The sequence below is a fragment of the Moorella glycerini genome (assembly GCF_009735625.1).
GTDB lineage: Bacteria > Bacillota > DSM-521 > Neomoorellales > Neomoorellaceae > Neomoorella > Neomoorella glycerini.
The window spans coordinates 695,378-711,989 of record NZ_CP046244.1; the positions used below are offsets into that span (position 1 = coordinate 695,378).

A 16,612-nucleotide genomic window follows, 5' to 3' on the forward strand; every position below is an offset into this window, starting at 1 on the left:
GCTGCAGCAACTACTTATAAGGGCTATCCAGGACTCTCCGGCTAGGGGCAGAAGATATGATGCTGGATAAAGATTTAATGCGCGAGGCCGGGAAGGTCCGCTCCCACCTGGCCCTTACGGTGGGGCTGGGAGTGGGGGCCGGCCTCCTGGCCATTTTACAGGCCAGCTACCTGGCCCGGGTGGTGAACGGGGTCTTCCTGGCAGGGCAGGACCTGCGTGGTGTCTGGCCCTGGCTCATGGCCCTCCTGGGGATTATTTTCTTGCGGGCGGGCCTGGCCTGGGTTGGGGAGGTGGCGGCCCACCGGGCCGCGGCCCGGATCAAATATGACCTGCGCCGGCGCCTGGTGGGCCACCTGCTGGCCCTGGGGCCGGTACCTTTAAAGGATGAGCATACCGGGGAACTGGTCAACGTCCTGGTGGAGGGTGTTGAGGCCCTGGAGGCCTATTTTGCCCGCTATTTGCCCCAGCTGGCCCTGGCGGCCCTGGTGCCCCTCCTGGTCCTGGGCTTTGTCTTCCCCCTGGACCTGCTTTCCGGCCTGCTTCTCTTTTTCACTGCCCCCCTGATCCCCCTGTTCATGGTCCTCATCGGCAGGCGGGCAGAAACCCTCAGCCAGCAGCAGTGGCAAACTTTAAGCGGCCTGAGCGCCCACTTCCTGGATGTCTTGCAGGGCCTCCCCACCCTGAAAATTTTCGGCCGCAGCAAGGCCCAGGCCGAGGTCCTGGCCCGCCTCAGTGACCGTTTCCGGTCCACCACCCTGGGAGTGCTGCGGGTGGCCTTTCTCTCGGCCCTGGTGCTGGAACTCGTAGCTACCATCAGCACCGCCCTGGTGGCCGTTACCGTGGGACTGCGCCTGGTTTATGCCCGGATACCCTTTAATGAAGCTCTCTTCCTTTTGCTGGTAGCCCCGGAATTCTACCTGCCCCTGCGGCTCCTGGGCAGCCAGTTCCATGCCGGCCTGGCCGGCGTCAGCGCTGCCCGGCGGATCTTTGCCGTTCTGGATATGGCAGGCCCTTATACTACCCCGGCCACAGCGGTAGCGGGCGTGACGGTTAAATCCCCGGCTAATGGCACGGAAACAGGAAATCTCCCGGAGGGCAGGGGCAACCAGGCGCTGCAACCGGGACTGCATATTGTCCTGGCAAGGGTTCATTATGTCTACCAGGATAGAGACCGGCCGGCCCTGGAGGATGTCTCCCTGGAACTCCGCCCGGGGGAAAAGGTGGCCCTGGTGGGTCCCAGCGGCGGGGGGAAAAGCACCATCGCCCACCTGCTCCTGCGTTTCCTGGAGCCCGGCCGGGGACAGATTACGGTCAACGGCCTTCCTTTAAACCAGATCCCCCTGGAGGAATGGCGCCGGCAGGTGGCCCTGGTACCCCAGCATCCCTACCTTTTCTGCGGTACTATAGCCGACAATATCCTCCTGGGACGTCCGGATGCCTCGCGGGAGGAAGTGGTGGCAGCGGCCCGCCTCGCCGGGGCCCACGAGTTCATTGCCGCCCTGCCCCGGGGCTATGATACGCCCGTTGGTGAACGGGGGCTGCGCTTGAGCGGCGGCCAGGCCCGGCGCCTGGCCATTGCCCGGGCCTTCCTTAAAGATGCCCCCCTGTTAATCCTGGACGAAGTTACCGCCGGCCTGGACCCTGCCGGTGACCAGGTAATCCAGGCAGCCCTGGAACGCCTGATGGAGGGCCGCACGGTACTGATTATCGCTCACCGCCTCAGCACCGTCTACCGGGCGGACCGCATCGTGGTCCTGGCCTCCGGCCGGGTGGTAGAAACGGGGCGACACGAGGACCTCATGGCGCACCAGGGTGCCTATTACCGCCTGGTCACGGCCTTTCATTGTGCGGCCGGAAGGTCTGTTGCCCGGGATGAAGGGCCTGGAAGTACGCCTGCCCCTGACCCACAGAGCTGCGCCACCATGTACCGGCGGATAAGCCCTACCTCTCTTAAGCGGAGAACTACCACCGCCGGTACCTTCATCCGCCTCCTGGGTTTAATAGCACCTTTCTGGAAATCCATCCTTGGGGCCACCCTGCTGGGCTTTTTCACCGTGGCAAGCAACGTCGGCCTCATAGCTACCGCTGCCTTTCTCATTGCCAGCGCCGCCCTCCACCCGCCGGTTTTAGACCTCATGCTCCCCATCGTCGGGGTGCGCTTTTTTGGTATCTCCCGCGCCGCCAGTCGCTACCTGGAACGTTATGTCAACCATAGCGTAACCTTGCACATCCTCAGCCGGCTGCGGGTTTCCTTTTACCAGGCCCTTGAACCCCTGGCCCCGGCCCGGTTACCGGACCACCACAGTGGTGACTTACTGAGCCGGGTCGTGGCCGATGTGGCGACCCTGGAAAACTTTTATCTCCGCGTCCTGGCCCCGCCCCTGGTGGCCCTGCTGGTAATGGTGGCAGTTTTCGTTTTCCTGGCCCATTTTGCTGTCAAGCCGGCCCTGGCCTGGCTGTTATTTTTCCTTGGGGCCGGCATCATTGCGCCCCTGGGCCTGAAGGCTGCTGGCCGGAGTGCAGTCCGGCAGCAGGGGGAGGTGCGGGCGGCCCTTAACGCCGCCCTGGTGGATACCGTCCAGGGCATGCCTGAAATCCTGGCCTTCGGCCGCGCCAGGCAGCAGCAGGAACGCATCGCCGCCTTGAGCCAGGAACTGCTGGTTCTCCAGGGCCACGAGGCCTGGAGGACCGGGCTGGCAGCCGCCCTGACAGGCTTGGCCATGAACCTGGCCCTGTGGTCGGTCCTGGGGCTGGCCATCCCCCTGGTGGACCACGGCCAGCTGGACGGTATCTACCTGGCCATGCTGGCCCTGGGGGCGGCCGCTAGCTTTGAGGCCGTCCTGCCCCTGCCTATGATCTTTGAGCACCTGGAGGCAAGCCTGGCCGCAGCCCGGCGGCTCTTCGCCCTTACCGATACCCGGCCTGCCGTCCAGGACCCGCCCGGCCCCGCACCACAGCCAGCGGGATACCACCTGCAGATAAAAGGACTGCGCTTTCGTTACGCCCCGGGAGAACCCTGGGTCCTGGACGGCATCGACTTTACCCTGCCCGAGGGCGGCCGGCTGGCCATTGTCGGTCCCAGCGGGGCCGGAAAAAGCACATTAGTAAATCTGCTCCTGCGCTTTTGGGATTACGAGGAAGGGTCCATCCGCCTGGGGGGACACGAACTCAAGGCCTATCCCCAGGAAGAGCTGCGGCGCCTGGTAGCTGTAGTTTCCCAACGCACCCATCTCTTCCATACTACCATTGGCGAAAACCTCCTGCTGGCCAGGCCCGGCGCGAGCCAGGAGGAGATCCGGCAGGCCGCGCGGCAAGCCCGGCTGCACGAATTTATCCAGAGCCTGCCCCGGGGATATGACACCTGTATCGGTGAAGAGGGACTGAAACTCTCCGGAGGCCAGCGCCAGCGCCTGGCCATTGCCCGCGCCCTTCTGAAAAACGCCCCCATCCTGGTGCTGGATGAAGCCACCACCGGCCTGGACCCGGTAACTGAGGAGGAAATAATGCAGGCTATCTACCGTTTAATGGCCGGCCGGACCACCCTGATCATAACCCACCGCCTGGCAGGCCTGGAGGCCATGGATGAGATCCTGGTCCTGGATAAGGGACGGGTAGTCCAGCGGGGACGGCATGAGGAGCTTCTCCGGCAAGAAGGGCTTTACCGCCGGATGTGGGAGCTGCAGCACGAAGTATTACTTTAGAAAAAGCCCGGGGACTGCCTTGATATGTCGCTCCCCGGGTGAAAATAATCGGCCAGCTTAAGCTCTGGGCTGATTTTTTCAGCCTCTGCCGAGGCTGGACAGTTAGCCCTTACTTTTTAGTACCACTTTGGGAATATTGCTCTAAAATCCGGACCAGCTCTTTCCCGGCCCGCTCCAGGTCGTCGTTAACGATCACGTGCCGGTACCTATCGACATAGCCCATTTCCATGTCCACCCGTTCCAGCCTTCTGGCTATCACCCCGGCGTCCTTTTCCCTCCCGGCCAGCCGCTGGCGCAATTCTTCCATATTTGGCGGGGCAATAAAAATCGGGACGACATTTTCAGGGAAGCGCTCCATGACCTCAACGCATCCCAGGACATCCATGTCGGTAATAATGTCATAGCCGTTCTCCAGGGCATAAACAATTGTCGGTAAATGGGTACCGTAGTAGTCCCCGGAATGAATCTGCTTCCATTCCAGGAAGGCTCCTTGAGCGATCATTGCTTCAAAATCAGCTTTGCTGACAAAAAAATACGGGAAGCCCTGGGCTTCCCCCGGTCGCATGGGGCGGGTGGTTATTGAGGGGAGGTAGTAAATACCCCGGACCCGCTCCAGGGCATAGTTCAGCAGCGTATTCTTCCCCACCCCGGAAGGCCCGGAAACGACGAAAAAGAAACCCTTCCTGTTCCTTTTATCCTCAGCTTGGAAGTTGACTACCAGATCCTTTATAAGTTCCCTTACCATGCTGCCACCAGTGAAAGATATTTAGTTCCATTTTAACATACTACCCCAGCCGAAGCAATGCCAGCTTTAATCCTGTGTCACCAGACTGTGATATTGTCACCCTGTAAGCGGACTGAGAAAATGTCACTATGGGAGGAGAAATCTTTTTGAGTACCAAAGATTCGCGCAGGGTGTTTTGTGATTGAACAAGCCGTTAAAGGCAAGATTACCAACAGGCAGGCTGCTGAGGTCCTGGACTTAAGTGAACGCCAGGTAATCCGCTTGAAGGAAAGGATAGAAGCTGAAGGTGTTACAGGCCTGGCTCATAAGAAGAATAGAGAGCGGACTCCCCAGCATGCTGTGCCTAACTGCTGGCGATCCGCCGATACATTGCCTACAGGAACTGGCATAAAGATAAAAAGATTCTCAAAGAACAGCGAAAGATATGGGTTGCCTAATATTGGTATTTCTTTCCAATATGATGTATGTCTTTTTGGGGGTGGCACTAGCAGCACCTTTGCCTACTGGCAAATTTTTCTTTCACACATCCGTTCTCCTCTCTCTTGCCACCTGCCGCCACCGGAGGTATAATATATTCAAACATTTGTTCCGGTGGCGAGCGTAGATGTCTTCCTCCTGCATCATTCTCCTCTGCGACGCCAACAGCTTCTTCGCCTCCGTCCACCAGGCCCTGGACCCGGTTTTACGCGGGCGCCCGGTTATCGTCGCCGGCCGGGAGGCCACCCGCCACGGCATTGTCCTGGCAGCCAGCTATGAGGCCAAACGGGGTTACGGCATCCAAACGGGGATGACCGTCCGGGAGGCAAAGAGCCTCTGCCCGGACGGCATTTTCATCCCTCCCCGCCATGACCTGTACATCGAATTTTCCACCCGCCTTTTACGCATCATGCGGGACTTTACTCCCCTGGTGGAGCCCTTCTCCATTGATGAAGCCTGGCTGGATGTCCGTGGCTGCCGGGAACTCCACGGCTCACCCCTGGCCATCGCCCGGCGGCTGAAGCAGAGGATCAAAGACGAAGTGGGCATTACCACCAGCATCGGCCTGGGGCCTTCCAAGCTCCTGGCCAAGATGGCGGCCGAGATGCAAAAGCCCGACGGCCTGACGGTCCTGGATTACCCGGATGTCCCTGTAAAAATGTGGCCCCTGCCGGTGAGGAAGCTTTTCGGCGTCGGCCCCCGCATGGAGGCTTATTTGGCCAAACTCGGCATCCATACCATCGGCGACCTGGCCTGCTTCCCTGTCGAGGTGCTGGTCAAGCGCTTCGGCGTGGTGGGACAGGTTTTACACCAGTGCGCCCACGGCGTTGACGGCAGCCCGGTGGACCCTCACTCCCTGGAAAGGGTGAAATCCATCAGCCACCAGATCACCCTGCCGCGGGACTACTATGGTTATGAGGAGATTGAAGTGGTTTTACTGGAGCTGGCCGAGCTGGTGGCCCGGCGGGCGCGCCTGGGAAATTACCTGGGGCGCACGGTGAGTATAAGCCTTAAAGGCGCTGAGTTCAACTGGCTGGGGCGGTCTTTTACCCTGCCCCGTTATACCGATACGGCTGCCGATATTTACACGGCGGCCCGGCGGCTCCTGCGCCGCCACTGGCCGCCCTGGCGGCCGGTTCGGCTGGTGGGGGTGAGCCTGGCCGGCCTGGTACCGGCAGAGGTGCGCCAGGAAGACCTCTTCGGCCGGGTGGAAAAACAGGCCCGCCTGGACCGGGCCTGCGACCGGTTGAAAAACCGCTACGGGGAAAGGGCCGTCTTTCGGGCAGCGTCCCTGACGGGGGTGGGTGTCCTCTATGCGCGGGGCTAACGCTTTGTATGAAGGCCACCGGCTGATGCTGCCGGGGCTTAAAGACCGGGCCTCGGCCACCTGCATGGGTTGCCGCTATTATGCCTTGATCCTGGGCCGGGAAGAAAATAAACCGGCCTGCCTGGCCACCCTGGACCTCTATCTTACCGGGGAACGCCGGGTGCCGGTGGAGCTCCAGGCCCGGGACTTTATCTGGCTGGCTGGCAAAGAAGCCCTGGTCAAAGCTGTGGCGAAGGTCCGGCCGGAAAGACAGGCCTGCGGTTTCTACTGCCCCAGGGGTTAGCGTTTTTCAGTTCCACAAAACCCGTGCACCACTGGCTTTCCGCAAACTATCGCCTGCATCAAAATATAGTATAACGATATTCGGGAGAAGGTGGTCCAGTGCCGGAAAATGAAGGGCAGTGAAGGCCTCGGAGCGTACGTATAAGCACATGGTCGATCTCCTCCTGTAGAGAAGATTCGACGCAGAATCCCAAAATCATCTTTTATCTTAATTATTTTTTTGGAACGGCACTAGCCGTTAATCTTAAAGAGGTTCCTTCCATAACTGCTGCCAGCTCAATCGTATCGGCCTCCAGCCAGATGTCTTTTCCATAACAAACCTCCTCAAAATGCCCCCCGCCTCTCCTCCTGGGTCGCCGCAAGATAAGGGCCCGCGACCTGGCGTTTATACGCTGAGAGGGAGAAGGGATGGAGGTAATTTCTATGCCGGGGATTTTAATCCCGCACACCAGGGAACGGAAAAATTTGCACCAGCCCATGGCCGCCGGCATTGGACCGCCTGATCTGCCCCTCCCCCACCGTGAGACCGGGCCGGCTTGGAGCCCCCTCCCAGGGAAAAGCGCTCGGCGGGCAGACCAATAACCTCCGGGGTCCAAAGTGCGGCAGGGGATGACCCCTTTTGCCCGCAACGCCCGGCGGCCCTAGAACTGGCCGACCATAATGCTGACCCCGGTGGCATAGAAAAGATAGCGGCTGGCTAGTTCGGCCAGGATGAGGAGGGCCAGGGCGCCGTAGAGCCACTGTCCCGTCAGGGCCGAACCATTTTCGCCGTACGCCCGCAGGGCCAGGAAGGTAAAGACAAGGCCACCGATTATCGCCAGGGCCTGGCTCAATACCAGGGCCGGCGCTGCTCCCAGGAGCAGGCGGGCACTCTCCTGCGCCGCTACCGGTCCGGCGCTCAAGCTGGCCAGGTAGGGCGGCAGGCTGACCAGCTGCAGGGCCACGCCGATGACCGCCAGGATGACCGTTGTTTTCAGCATGCTTCCCTGGCCTTCCTGCCGGGCCCGGTAGGCCAGCACGGCGTAGAGGATGGCCCCCAGCACCAGGGCCGTACTGTAGAAGACTATATGGGTATAGGCCGTCTCCCACGCCGGCAGGATGGTGTGGACATAGATGTTGGCCATGCTGACGAGGGCTATTATCCCGCACAGGCCGGCCAGCCAGCCCAGGGCGGCCCTGGCCCCCTCACCGGCCCCGCTGCGCACCTCAACATAGTAACTCACCAGCCACAGGACGAAGAACCCGGCCGAGAAGAAAATCTCCCGGCTGAGCCACGAGGTCTTCAAATTCAGAACAGCCAGCGGCGCTCCTACAGGGCTGCCCAGGTGTCCTAGAGAGACAATCATGCTGGCCGCCATAAGGATGCCTACCCACAGGAGAACCGGCTTGAGCCCTTCCCTCTGCTTTAAATTCAAGGCCTGGGCGACGACCATTAAACCTACGCTCATCTGGGCCAGTAAGGTGAAAAGTACCAGCGCCCATTCTTTACCCATTAGCTTCTCCTCCCATTCCTATTTCCCCAGGGCTGCATCCCGGTGGGGAGTTATTAAAATTGAAGGTTTGGTAAGGTTGGGGTCAGGCAGGCCTTTGATCTGGTTGGTACCGCCGTATTTCTTCTTGAGTTCGTCCAGGGGGCCGAAATCCAGTACCCGCATGGGGCAGGCGGTTACGCAGGCCGGCTGTTCCCCTTTGGCCAGGAGATCGCGGCAGAAGTCGCACTTGCCTACCTTGCCGCTTTCGGGGTTATACTGGGGCGCCTCGTAGGGGCAGCTCCAGACGCAGTAACGGCAACCGATACATTTATTCTGATCGACAAAGACGACCCCATCCTCCGGGCGCTTCTGCATAGCGCCGGTGGGGCAGTTCTTAACGCAGGGCGCCTCCTGGCAGTGGTTGCAACTTATTGAAATCCAGTAGGCGTAGACGTCGGCTTTAACGGCGTTGTTGCCCACCACGGTATAGCCGCCGCCGGCTATCTCATGGACTTTCCTGAAGAGCTGTCCTACCTCCAGGTCGTTTTTATCCTTGCAGGCGATCTGGCAGGTAAAGCAGCCGATACAGCGGTCCTGCTGGACGTGAAAACCTAGCTGTCCGGCCATTGGTACCACCTCCTATGCTTTCTCTACCTGAACTTGAATCGTATTCTGAGCATTGCCAAAAGCGAGGGGGTTAACCCGGTGTGATGTGAGGGTATTGATACATCCTCTGCGGTCTGTTCCCCGGACATCAGGCATAAACCAGGCACCCTGGGGAATATCTACCACCCCGGGCATAATCCGCGGTGTTACCCGGCAGGGCATGATGATTTCGCCCCGGTCGTTAAAAATGCGTACCATGTCACCATCTTTGATACCCCTTGCGCCGGCATCCAGCGGGTTTAAAAAGGCCACCTGGGGTGCTGCTTCCTCCAGCCAGGAGATGTTATCAAAGGTAGAATGAACGCGGTGTTTATAATGGTGACCGATGGCCTGCAATGGATATTTTTGCCCTTCCTGGCTCCAGGGGCTTTCCCATTCCTCAATATATTTGGGAACAGCCGGGATCTCTTTGGGGTTACCTTTATCATACATCCGCGGGTCGAAAATCTGGATCTTGCCTGAGGGCGTATCCAGGGGATGATGTTCCGGGTCACGATAAAAATCTATAAACCCTATTCCAGTTCCTTCCTTATCTGGGGAGAGTTTATAAATCCCCATCTTCTTAAATGCCTCGTAATCAGGAAAATCCGGTAATTTTTGCCGTGCGGTGTTTACCATTTCCCGCAACCAATCTTCTTCACTTTTGCCCTCCGTAAATTCCTTTTCCAGGCCCAGGCGACGAGCTAGCTCAGTACAGATATCCAGCATATTACGACATTCATACGGAGGTTCAATGACTTTATTCATAAAGATAGCGTAACCGATTCCGGCAATATGGGCCCACGTTGAGGTAGCGATGTCATTACGTTCAAAATGATGGGTATCTGGTAATAAAATATCGGCATATCTGGCACTGGGAGTCATAAAAAGATCATGGACCACAATAAATTCTACTTTATTCGGATCGCGAAGAATTTCATGGGTTCGTTTTGTATTAGCGTGCTGGTTAATAAGGGCATTACCAGCATAGTTCCAAATAAATTTAATATTACTGGATAAGCGTTCGACCCCCACTACCCCATCCTGGGGTCCCATTTCCGTACCCCGGATTATTGCATCAGTGAAAGTGAAGAAGGAGATCGTTGCTTTTACCGGATTGTTGCCTGTGGGGTAAACACCCATGGGCATTGGGGGGCTTATCATATCGAGTCCCGGGCCACTGCCTGGTTTACCGCCGTTACCGGTCATGGCGGCCAGCACCGGAATTCCCCTTACAATCTGTTCGCCATAAGCCCTTCTTTGCATACCCCAGCCCTGCAATATCGTCATTGGTTTTATCCTGGCCATTTCCCGTGCCAGTTGGCGGATACGGTTAGCCGGAATACGCGTGATCGGTTCAGCCCATTCCGGTGTTTTGGGCTGACCGTCCTGTTTCCCCAGAATATAGTTCTTATAACACTCCTGCGGTGGATAACCCGGCGGCATATGCTCTTCATCAAAGCCGACTGTATAACGGTTGAGAAATTCCTGGTCGTAAAGTCCCTCTTCTATCAGAACGTAAGCAATTGCCGAGACTAAGGCCATGTCCGTACCCGGTCGTATGGGAATCCATTCATCGGCCAAACTGCCCACGGTATCGCTGTAGCGCGGATCGATTACAATAATTTTAGCGCCTGCCTTTTTGGCCTGCTGTAAATACCAGGCGCCCCCGGCACCAGCCAGTTTCGTTTCGACAGGATTATGCCCCCAGAGTACAATTAAACGGGCATGACGCAGGTCTTTAGGGCTATTGCCTCCCAGGGCACCAAACATCATAGGGACGACATAATAATACTGGGCGGCACTATAGTTACCATAGTAATTCAAATAGCCGCCAAACAGGTTTAAGAGGCGCTGCAATGGTCCTCCGCAGGTGGGAAATTCAGCATAACAGTTATAGAGGGTGGCGCCAATAGTACCGGAGGCATAGACATAGTAAAATGCTTCATTGCCATAGCGCGCTTTTATTTCTTTCATTTTCTGGGCAATGGTATCCAGGGCTTCGTCCCAGGAAATCCTTACAAATTTGCCCTCACCCCGTTCGCCCACCCGTTTCATAGGGTATTTAAGACGGTCAGGATGATAAAGGCGTTTTAACTGGGACCTGCCCCTCTGGCACGCTCGCACCTGGGGTACTTCAAAGGTATCCGGCCCCTGATCATCAGTGCTTAAGCGTACAATTACCCCATCTTTAACATGGGCTTTGAGTAAACAGCGTCCACCGCAATTGTGAATACAGCTGGTTGGTACGATAAGTTCTTTTTCCCCTGAGGTCCTGGCTAAATTCGTGGCTGTTTTGCTATTGGCTCCTCCAGTAAGGTTACAGCCTGTCAAAGCTATGCTTCCGCCTGCGATTGCGCTCCACTTAAGAAAAGAACGCCGGCTTATTACTGGATTCAGTTTCCCATTCCCATGAAGTCTTCCTTTTTCTGCAGCGCACATGGCATTTAACCCCCACTTTTTTGTATATGATAATTTAATAATTAGGTAGTGTACTAACATTCACATTTACACACATGTTTAATTCCATAAAGAGCATCTTTTTACCTTTATATTAACCATCAAATCTACCCCTCCCCTTTTGTTAACTAATACACAAACGAATGGTACCTAACCCTGAATAATGGACAGTGTTAACATTCATATTGCTTGCCTGTTATTTTCAACAGGCGTGGTTTTTTCCCTTTGGACGCTTCATTAAAAATAACCCCTACATTTTTGTATATGGTGACAAAGGAATCTGGCGCCTTAACTCTACTGTTAACCATTTGTGGACACCCTTTTGGGGTCGTTAACCACTCCCAGAAGGTCCACCGGTAACCTAGCAATCATAGCTTATACAAGCCTTAGACCCATGGCTTTGCGCCCCTGCCTTTCGACAGGTTTGCCTTGAACATAGGATACTAAGGGAAAGTGAGTTTACCGTTGGTTTAGGGGAATTATGGAAAAGAAGAGTGTTTTTTTCCGCGGGCGAGGCATACTTTTGACGTTTGTAAACCCTCTCATTTGGCCAGCCCTTCTCCAAAGGATTAGCTTTTGTTCAGCCGGCCAGCAAGCGGCTTAAGGGATTTGAGTCTCCTTTTTCAACTACAGGCCGCTGATGCTCAAAGTTCCAGCCAGGCTGTAGTAGCCTTTGGCCGCAGCCAATAGTTCATCCACCTCAATATACTCATCGGTAACATGGGCCTGGCTTTCCCGGCCGGGCCCGAACCCGACGGTGGGTATCTCCAACTTCCCGGCCGACCCGCTGCCGTTAGTGCAGAACCAGTAGGTTGCAAGGGAGGGCTGCAGGCCTGCCTTGACGAGGGCTTCCCGGGCTGCGGCCACCAGGGGGTGCCCCTTATCTATACACCAGGCCGGGGCAAATTTTAGGCCCTTTAAGGCCCGGCCGGTGTAAGTAGTAATATCCAGGGGGGCTATCATAGCCTCGGCCTCAAGTTCCGGATCCTTAAGCCGGCCTGCTACAATTATGGATTGAAGCGGCATCAGGACCTGGTCCGGTTCTTCCCCTGCCAGCAGGCGCCTGTCGAAGGTGGCGCGACAGCGCTGAGGCACCACTGAAGCCCCCGGGTAGGGCGACGAGATGATGTCCGTCAGTTCCATTATGGCCGGGCCCAGAAGGGGATCGATGGGAAGCTCCAGATGGCGGACGGCCTCTACCAGGGGCAGCATTTTATATACGGCATTTACACCTACCCCCGGGTTGGCAGAGTGGGCCGGCCGGCCCCGGGTTTCGAGAACGATTTCCGCCCTGCCGCGCTGGCCAAAGTTAAGGTTTAGGCCGGTGGCTTCGCCGATAACCACTGCAGCCGGGCGTATTTTTTTTAAAATATGGCTCAAAGCAACTCCTTCAGCCACTTCTTCCACCACAGTACCGGTTACGTAGAGATCCCCGCCCCTATTTACGCCATCCTGGGCCAGGAAACCTATGGCACACACCATGGCGGCTAAGGCTCCCTTCATGTCGGCAGCTCCCCGGCCGTAGATTCTGCCGTCAACCAGTCGGCCCTGGAAGGGTGGGTGTTGCCAGGTCCCGGGTTCGGTTACATCCACCGTGTCCAGGTGGCCATCGAAGAGGATGGCAGGGCCCTGCCCCCGGCCTGCCACGCGACCTATCACATTGCCCAGCTCATCGATCCAGGTCTCGGTATAGCCTAAAGAAACCATCTCCTGCTGAACCAGGGAAGCAACATCCTTTTCCTTTCCGGTCACACTGGGGGTCTGAATCAAGCGGCGACAAAAGTCGATAATGCGCCTTTCCCTTTCAGGAGTTACCATTTTAGCGCACCTCCCCTAAGCCTTAAAACTTCCGGCCCGGTCTTGATAGTAGCGTCAATGCCCCTGTCGAAGGCTGTCTGAGCCTCTCCACAGTAAGTGCTGGTACCGAGGTGAGCCAGCGGGACTTTCTTTGAATCCAGAATAAGTTTAGCACAAAGGATCCGCTACGGAAACTACCCTTGACATATATTAGATTGTTATAGCCTTCCCTGGGCCATAATCTTACCTCTGCGTAAAAGTTTGGGTAAACACCCGCTAAATTTTGACCTCATAAACGCCAGACAGGGGGTCGCTTTTACAACGACTCCCCGCCCCGTCATTTTTCTATTTTAGCTTTTTCCCGCCCAAGTCTAAAGAATAAATAAAGACCAGAATCTCAGCTACTATCTGGTACAGTTCGACCGGAATCTCAGACCCGATATCTAACCCTGCTAACATCTCCGTCAGATGGGTGTCCCGGTGGATAGGGACGCCAGCTTCCCTGGCCGTGGTAATGATTTTATCGGCTATAGCCCCCCTACCGGAAGCCACTACCCGGGGTGCTTTATCTTGCTCGCTGTTATATCGCAGGGCTACCGCCTTTCTTACCCCTTCCTGCTCCTTCATGGCTGCGCTTTTCCTTTACCCCCGTTCCGGTGAAACAGGTTAAACCCTCTTATCCAGAAAGCCGATCTGGGAGCTGGTTTCCCCGGAAGCCATTTCCCAGGGTATAAGACACCGGGGAACGATACCTGGCTGCCATTTATACCCATGCAAATGGTAGCCCAGGCGGGCAAAGGCACCCTGGAGAGCCGGCCAGGATTCATTTATCAACCGGCCCACCCATTCCTTCTCCACCCTTCCCTGGACCCTGACCTCCCTCTGCCAGATACTTATTTCCAGCAACAGGCAGCCCAAATTCTCCGTATCAACTAGGATAGAGATATTAAAATTCTGGCGATCAATGGGGCTGTTTCCCCTTCTCTCTTTTTTAATCACCAGCTGCCCCCAGGTAGTTACCTCATTGTTTTTCCACAGGGGCAGGGTAAAATAAAGGTGGCTCCGGAGTTCGTTCTCCTTACCGCACCATTGGAAAATCAGCTGCCCGGCCAGCTGCCTGGCAATCATTTTGCCAGTCTCGAGGAGTTTGCCGCTGGCATCCTGGCCTGTTTCCCGGCTACCATCCCGTATGGCCTGTAAAAGATAGTCCAATTTTTCTATTAGCCCATTCAAAGGTAGGGACCTGAAAGGGGCGACACCATCCCTGGCAGGTAACTGGGAGGATAACAGGTTGCGCAACTGCTCCGCTACCTTTACCTCGCCTTCCTCCGGCTTAAGGACCAGGGAAGCCACCAGGGTCCTGAGTTCCTGGTAAAGAAGCCTGGCCTCCTCTCCCTTCTCCCCGGCTAAACCGTCAATTAAATCTGCCAGGAGAGGGATAAAACGGGCCAGGCGCGTCATCCCTGCCTGCCCCGGGTCTTTCTCCCCCAGCATAAACTCCTGCAGGAGCTTGAGGGCGTCTGTCCGGGGCAAGACTCCCAGCTTTAGGGCCTGTAAAACCACTTCTATCCCTTCCTCGTCCTCACTGCCAAGGAGGGCCAGAGCCTGTTTTACCTGCCCCAATAATTCTTGTTGCAACGGGAGCCTGTGGCTGATAAATTTTTGCACCAGGGAACGGTGCAGGGGTGTGTCTTTAAGCCCCAACCGGGCAAGAATTTCCCCGGGGATGTCATTTGTCGTTAACCCGTCCCGGGAAAGGAGTTTGACCATGTAAAGGCTTCCCTGGCGCTCCTGGACCTGCAGGCTGACCAAATCACCGGGGGATAAGAAAAAGGGAGTACGAGCCAGGATCTCTCGACCTTCGAGCTCCAGGATAAAATAGCCCGTTCCCCGCTGGCCGAGCACTTTGCCCTGGAGTACCTGCCCCACCTCCCAGGCCAGCCCCCGGCTACCTTTTACGGCTCCTGCCATCCTGGCAGCTACAGCTTTACCGGCCTCGGTCCTCAGATCAGTTAAGATCAGGTTCATAGTAAAGCCCCCCAGGTAGTTGGTTGCGGACAGGTACTTAGTACTGGTTGGATAACTATAGACATTCTATCATATCGGAGGACGGGGCATGATTTTAAATAAGATTCACGGTAATTAGAGTAGACCCTGGCATATCACCTTTAAGTCCAGACTATCCGTTTGTCTCCCCGTTTCCTCCGGGAGTGCCTCTACTCACTAGGCCATAGGTGACATGCCAGAGATCCTTTCATCGAACCGCCATCCGGCCGGTAATCCAAAGTTGGCAGCAGGTATTTTAAATTTCCTTCCCGTGAAGCTATAAAAACCGGTTCAGGGGTGGATCGGGGACAAGGGGACGAACACCCTGCAGGCGGGCTGCATAGGTGCGAATAGCATCGGCAGTAGCACGGGCGGGAAAAGCCCAGGTAGCATTACCAACGGGCCCGTAAAATATAAAGTCTGCTCCATGACTTATGAGATAGGAAAAAATGGCCCCTGCTGCCGCCGCCTCAAAGGCGGGAGTTGTCAGACCTCGGGCACGTTTCCAAGTGTAGAGGGCATTGGCCGGGGCACAGTCGACTGGAAAACCTGTTGCCGTCCTGATTTTCTCCATGGCTGCAGCCGTCCAGCCAATGCTGGCGATATCCAACACTCCCGGATCGACCAGGATATTCTCGATACCTGCAGTTCTGGCGGCTGGGAGGAGCTTATCCTGAAAGAGTTTTAGTTTGGCCGCCGGGTTTAGGGCTGTATTGGAGAAGGCCATAATGACGGCATTCTTTATCCCCGCAGCGGCTATCGCTTCCAATTCGGCTTCGCTAAAGTTAATGTCGAGGGAATTATAAATTAAACGTGAGCACAGGGCGGAGCCAGCAAAATGACGCAGGGTTTCCATCCTTACCGTAGCCGACATGGAATCGACCAATAGCGGTACCGTAGTTTCTGCAGCCAGGAACTCCAGGTAATTGATCATGGCGGCGGTGGTACTGGCGATGACATCCAGCATGACCGGCAACCCGGTCAGGGCCGACATTTCTTCTTGTCCGGCAAGTAAAACCCTGGCCTGATCGCGATTGAACTCTCCCTTTACTTCGTCGGTAGACCTTAACCCCGGGGGCCATGCTTGATATTCGTTTTTGCCGACTGACGTTCGTCAAGTACAGAAATGACGGGTTTATTTTTTTCGCTCACAAATCATCCGCCCCTTTCAATGTTAAATAATACCTGCAACTACCTTTTCTCCGATAATTTACTGCTGGTGATAAGCTCACCCCTCTTTCTTGTTATACTACCCCTGGAAGCAACTTCGGAAACCTTTAAATAAATTAGTATTTTCCAGCAGCCTTTTGGCGTGATCAATGCGGATTTCCATGAGATAATCCATAACACTGATGGCCAGCTCTTTACGAAACAGGCGGCACAAGTAGTTAGGGCTAACATGTACGGCCACGGCGATATCAACTCCACCGGCACCTGTTCTAATAATGCGCCTCCAGGGGGAATTTCTTTCTTTTGCTGGCGATAGGCCAGAATCATCTCCCGCAGGGCATCCTTAAGCATCTCTCTACACTCTTCCAGGGTTTTCCCTTCAGTTATTACCTCAGGCCACTCGACCAGTTGCCCCAGGTAACCGGAACTGATCTTTGTTTAACGTGCCGTATAGTTGCTGAGCATAAATAACCCCCCTTACCAAACCCTC

General features: G+C 56.0%; 11 protein-coding genes, 2 pseudogenes and 1 riboswitch. Of the genes and pseudogenes, 4 read left to right on the top strand and 9 right to left on the bottom strand.

What is annotated here, in order from left to right; translation table 11 throughout:
• The first annotated feature begins 56 nt into the window (after window positions 1-56).
• Window positions 57-3,701: a thiol reductant ABC exporter subunit CydD gene (cydD, locus tag MGLY_RS18115; protein ID WP_170290906.1), complete on the top strand. Its 3,645-nt coding sequence runs from the start codon at window positions 57-59 to the stop codon at window positions 3,699-3,701.
• Between the two features lie 109 nt (window positions 3,702-3,810).
• Here cydD and gmk read toward each other — a convergent pair whose 3' ends face one another.
• The gene (gene gmk, locus MGLY_RS03355) at window positions 3,811-4,446 is read right to left on the bottom strand and encodes a guanylate kinase (protein ID WP_156271735.1); all 636 of its coding nucleotides are present in this window, start codon (window positions 4,444-4,446) and stop codon (window positions 3,811-3,813) included.
• Between the two features lie 177 nt (window positions 4,447-4,623).
• Between gmk and MGLY_RS03360 the strand changes: the two genes are divergently transcribed.
• The 3 genes from MGLY_RS03360 to MGLY_RS03370 are packed head-to-tail and all read left to right on the top strand — an operon-like array spanning window position 4,624 to window position 6,533.
• Entirely contained in the window at window positions 4,624-5,016 is a 393-nt protein-coding gene (locus MGLY_RS03360) for a helix-turn-helix domain-containing protein (protein ID WP_246187405.1), read from the top strand.
• 34 nt (window positions 5,017-5,050) lie between these two features.
• Window positions 5,051-6,250, top strand: coding sequence for a DNA polymerase IV (dinB, locus tag MGLY_RS03365; protein WP_156271737.1), 1,200 nt, complete (start codon window positions 5,051-5,053; stop codon window positions 6,248-6,250).
• Window positions 6,237-6,533 carry a hypothetical protein gene (locus MGLY_RS03370; protein ID WP_156271738.1) on the top strand — a complete coding sequence of 99 codons (297 nt, stop codon included), beginning with the start codon at window positions 6,237-6,239 and terminating at the stop codon, window positions 6,531-6,533. Before dinB ends, MGLY_RS03370 begins: the two co-directional genes overlap by 14 nt.
• Before the next feature lie 640 nt (window positions 6,534-7,173).
• Here MGLY_RS03370 and MGLY_RS03375 read toward each other — a convergent pair.
• From MGLY_RS03375 to MGLY_RS18715, 8 genes and pseudogenes are all read right to left on the bottom strand, one after another.
• Window positions 7,174-8,025 (bottom strand): dimethyl sulfoxide reductase anchor subunit family protein, encoded by an 852-nt coding sequence (locus MGLY_RS03375; RefSeq protein WP_156271739.1) that lies wholly within the window; start codon window positions 8,023-8,025, stop codon window positions 7,174-7,176.
• Between the two features lie 18 nt (window positions 8,026-8,043).
• Entirely contained in the window at window positions 8,044-8,631 is a 588-nt protein-coding gene (locus MGLY_RS03380; protein WP_156271741.1) for a DMSO/selenate family reductase complex B subunit, read from the bottom strand.
• 12 nt (window positions 8,632-8,643) lie between these two features.
• The gene (locus tag MGLY_RS03385) at window positions 8,644-11,091 is read right to left on the bottom strand and encodes a DMSO/selenate family reductase complex A subunit (RefSeq protein ID WP_156271743.1); all 2,448 of its coding nucleotides are present in this window, start codon (window positions 11,089-11,091) and stop codon (window positions 8,644-8,646) included.
• Between the two features lie 370 nt (window positions 11,092-11,461).
• Window positions 11,462-11,548: riboswitch (cyclic di-GMP riboswitch) on the bottom strand.
• 188 nt (window positions 11,549-11,736) lie between these two features.
• On the bottom strand, window positions 11,737-12,927 hold the full coding sequence (locus tag MGLY_RS03390; RefSeq protein ID WP_156271745.1) for a YgeY family selenium metabolism-linked hydrolase: 1,191 nt from the start codon (window positions 12,925-12,927) through the stop codon (window positions 11,737-11,739).
• A gap of 324 nt (window positions 12,928-13,251) precedes the next feature.
• Complete coding sequence (locus tag MGLY_RS03395) at window positions 13,252-13,533, bottom strand: EscU/YscU/HrcU family type III secretion system export apparatus switch protein (protein ID WP_156271747.1); 282 nt, start codon at window positions 13,531-13,533, stop codon at window positions 13,252-13,254.
• Between the two features lie 39 nt (window positions 13,534-13,572).
• Window positions 13,573-14,934: a hypothetical protein gene (locus MGLY_RS03400; protein WP_156271749.1), complete on the bottom strand. Its 1,362-nt coding sequence runs from the start codon at window positions 14,932-14,934 to the stop codon at window positions 13,573-13,575.
• Between the two features lie 295 nt (window positions 14,935-15,229).
• Window positions 15,230-16,000, bottom strand: a pseudogene (locus MGLY_RS03405) (pterin-binding domain-containing protein); the annotation flags it as partial.
• Between the two features lie 371 nt (window positions 16,001-16,371).
• Window positions 16,372-16,554, bottom strand: a pseudogene (locus tag MGLY_RS18715) (type II toxin-antitoxin system HicB family antitoxin); the annotation flags it as partial.
• Between the last annotated feature and the right edge of the window lie 58 nt (window positions 16,555-16,612).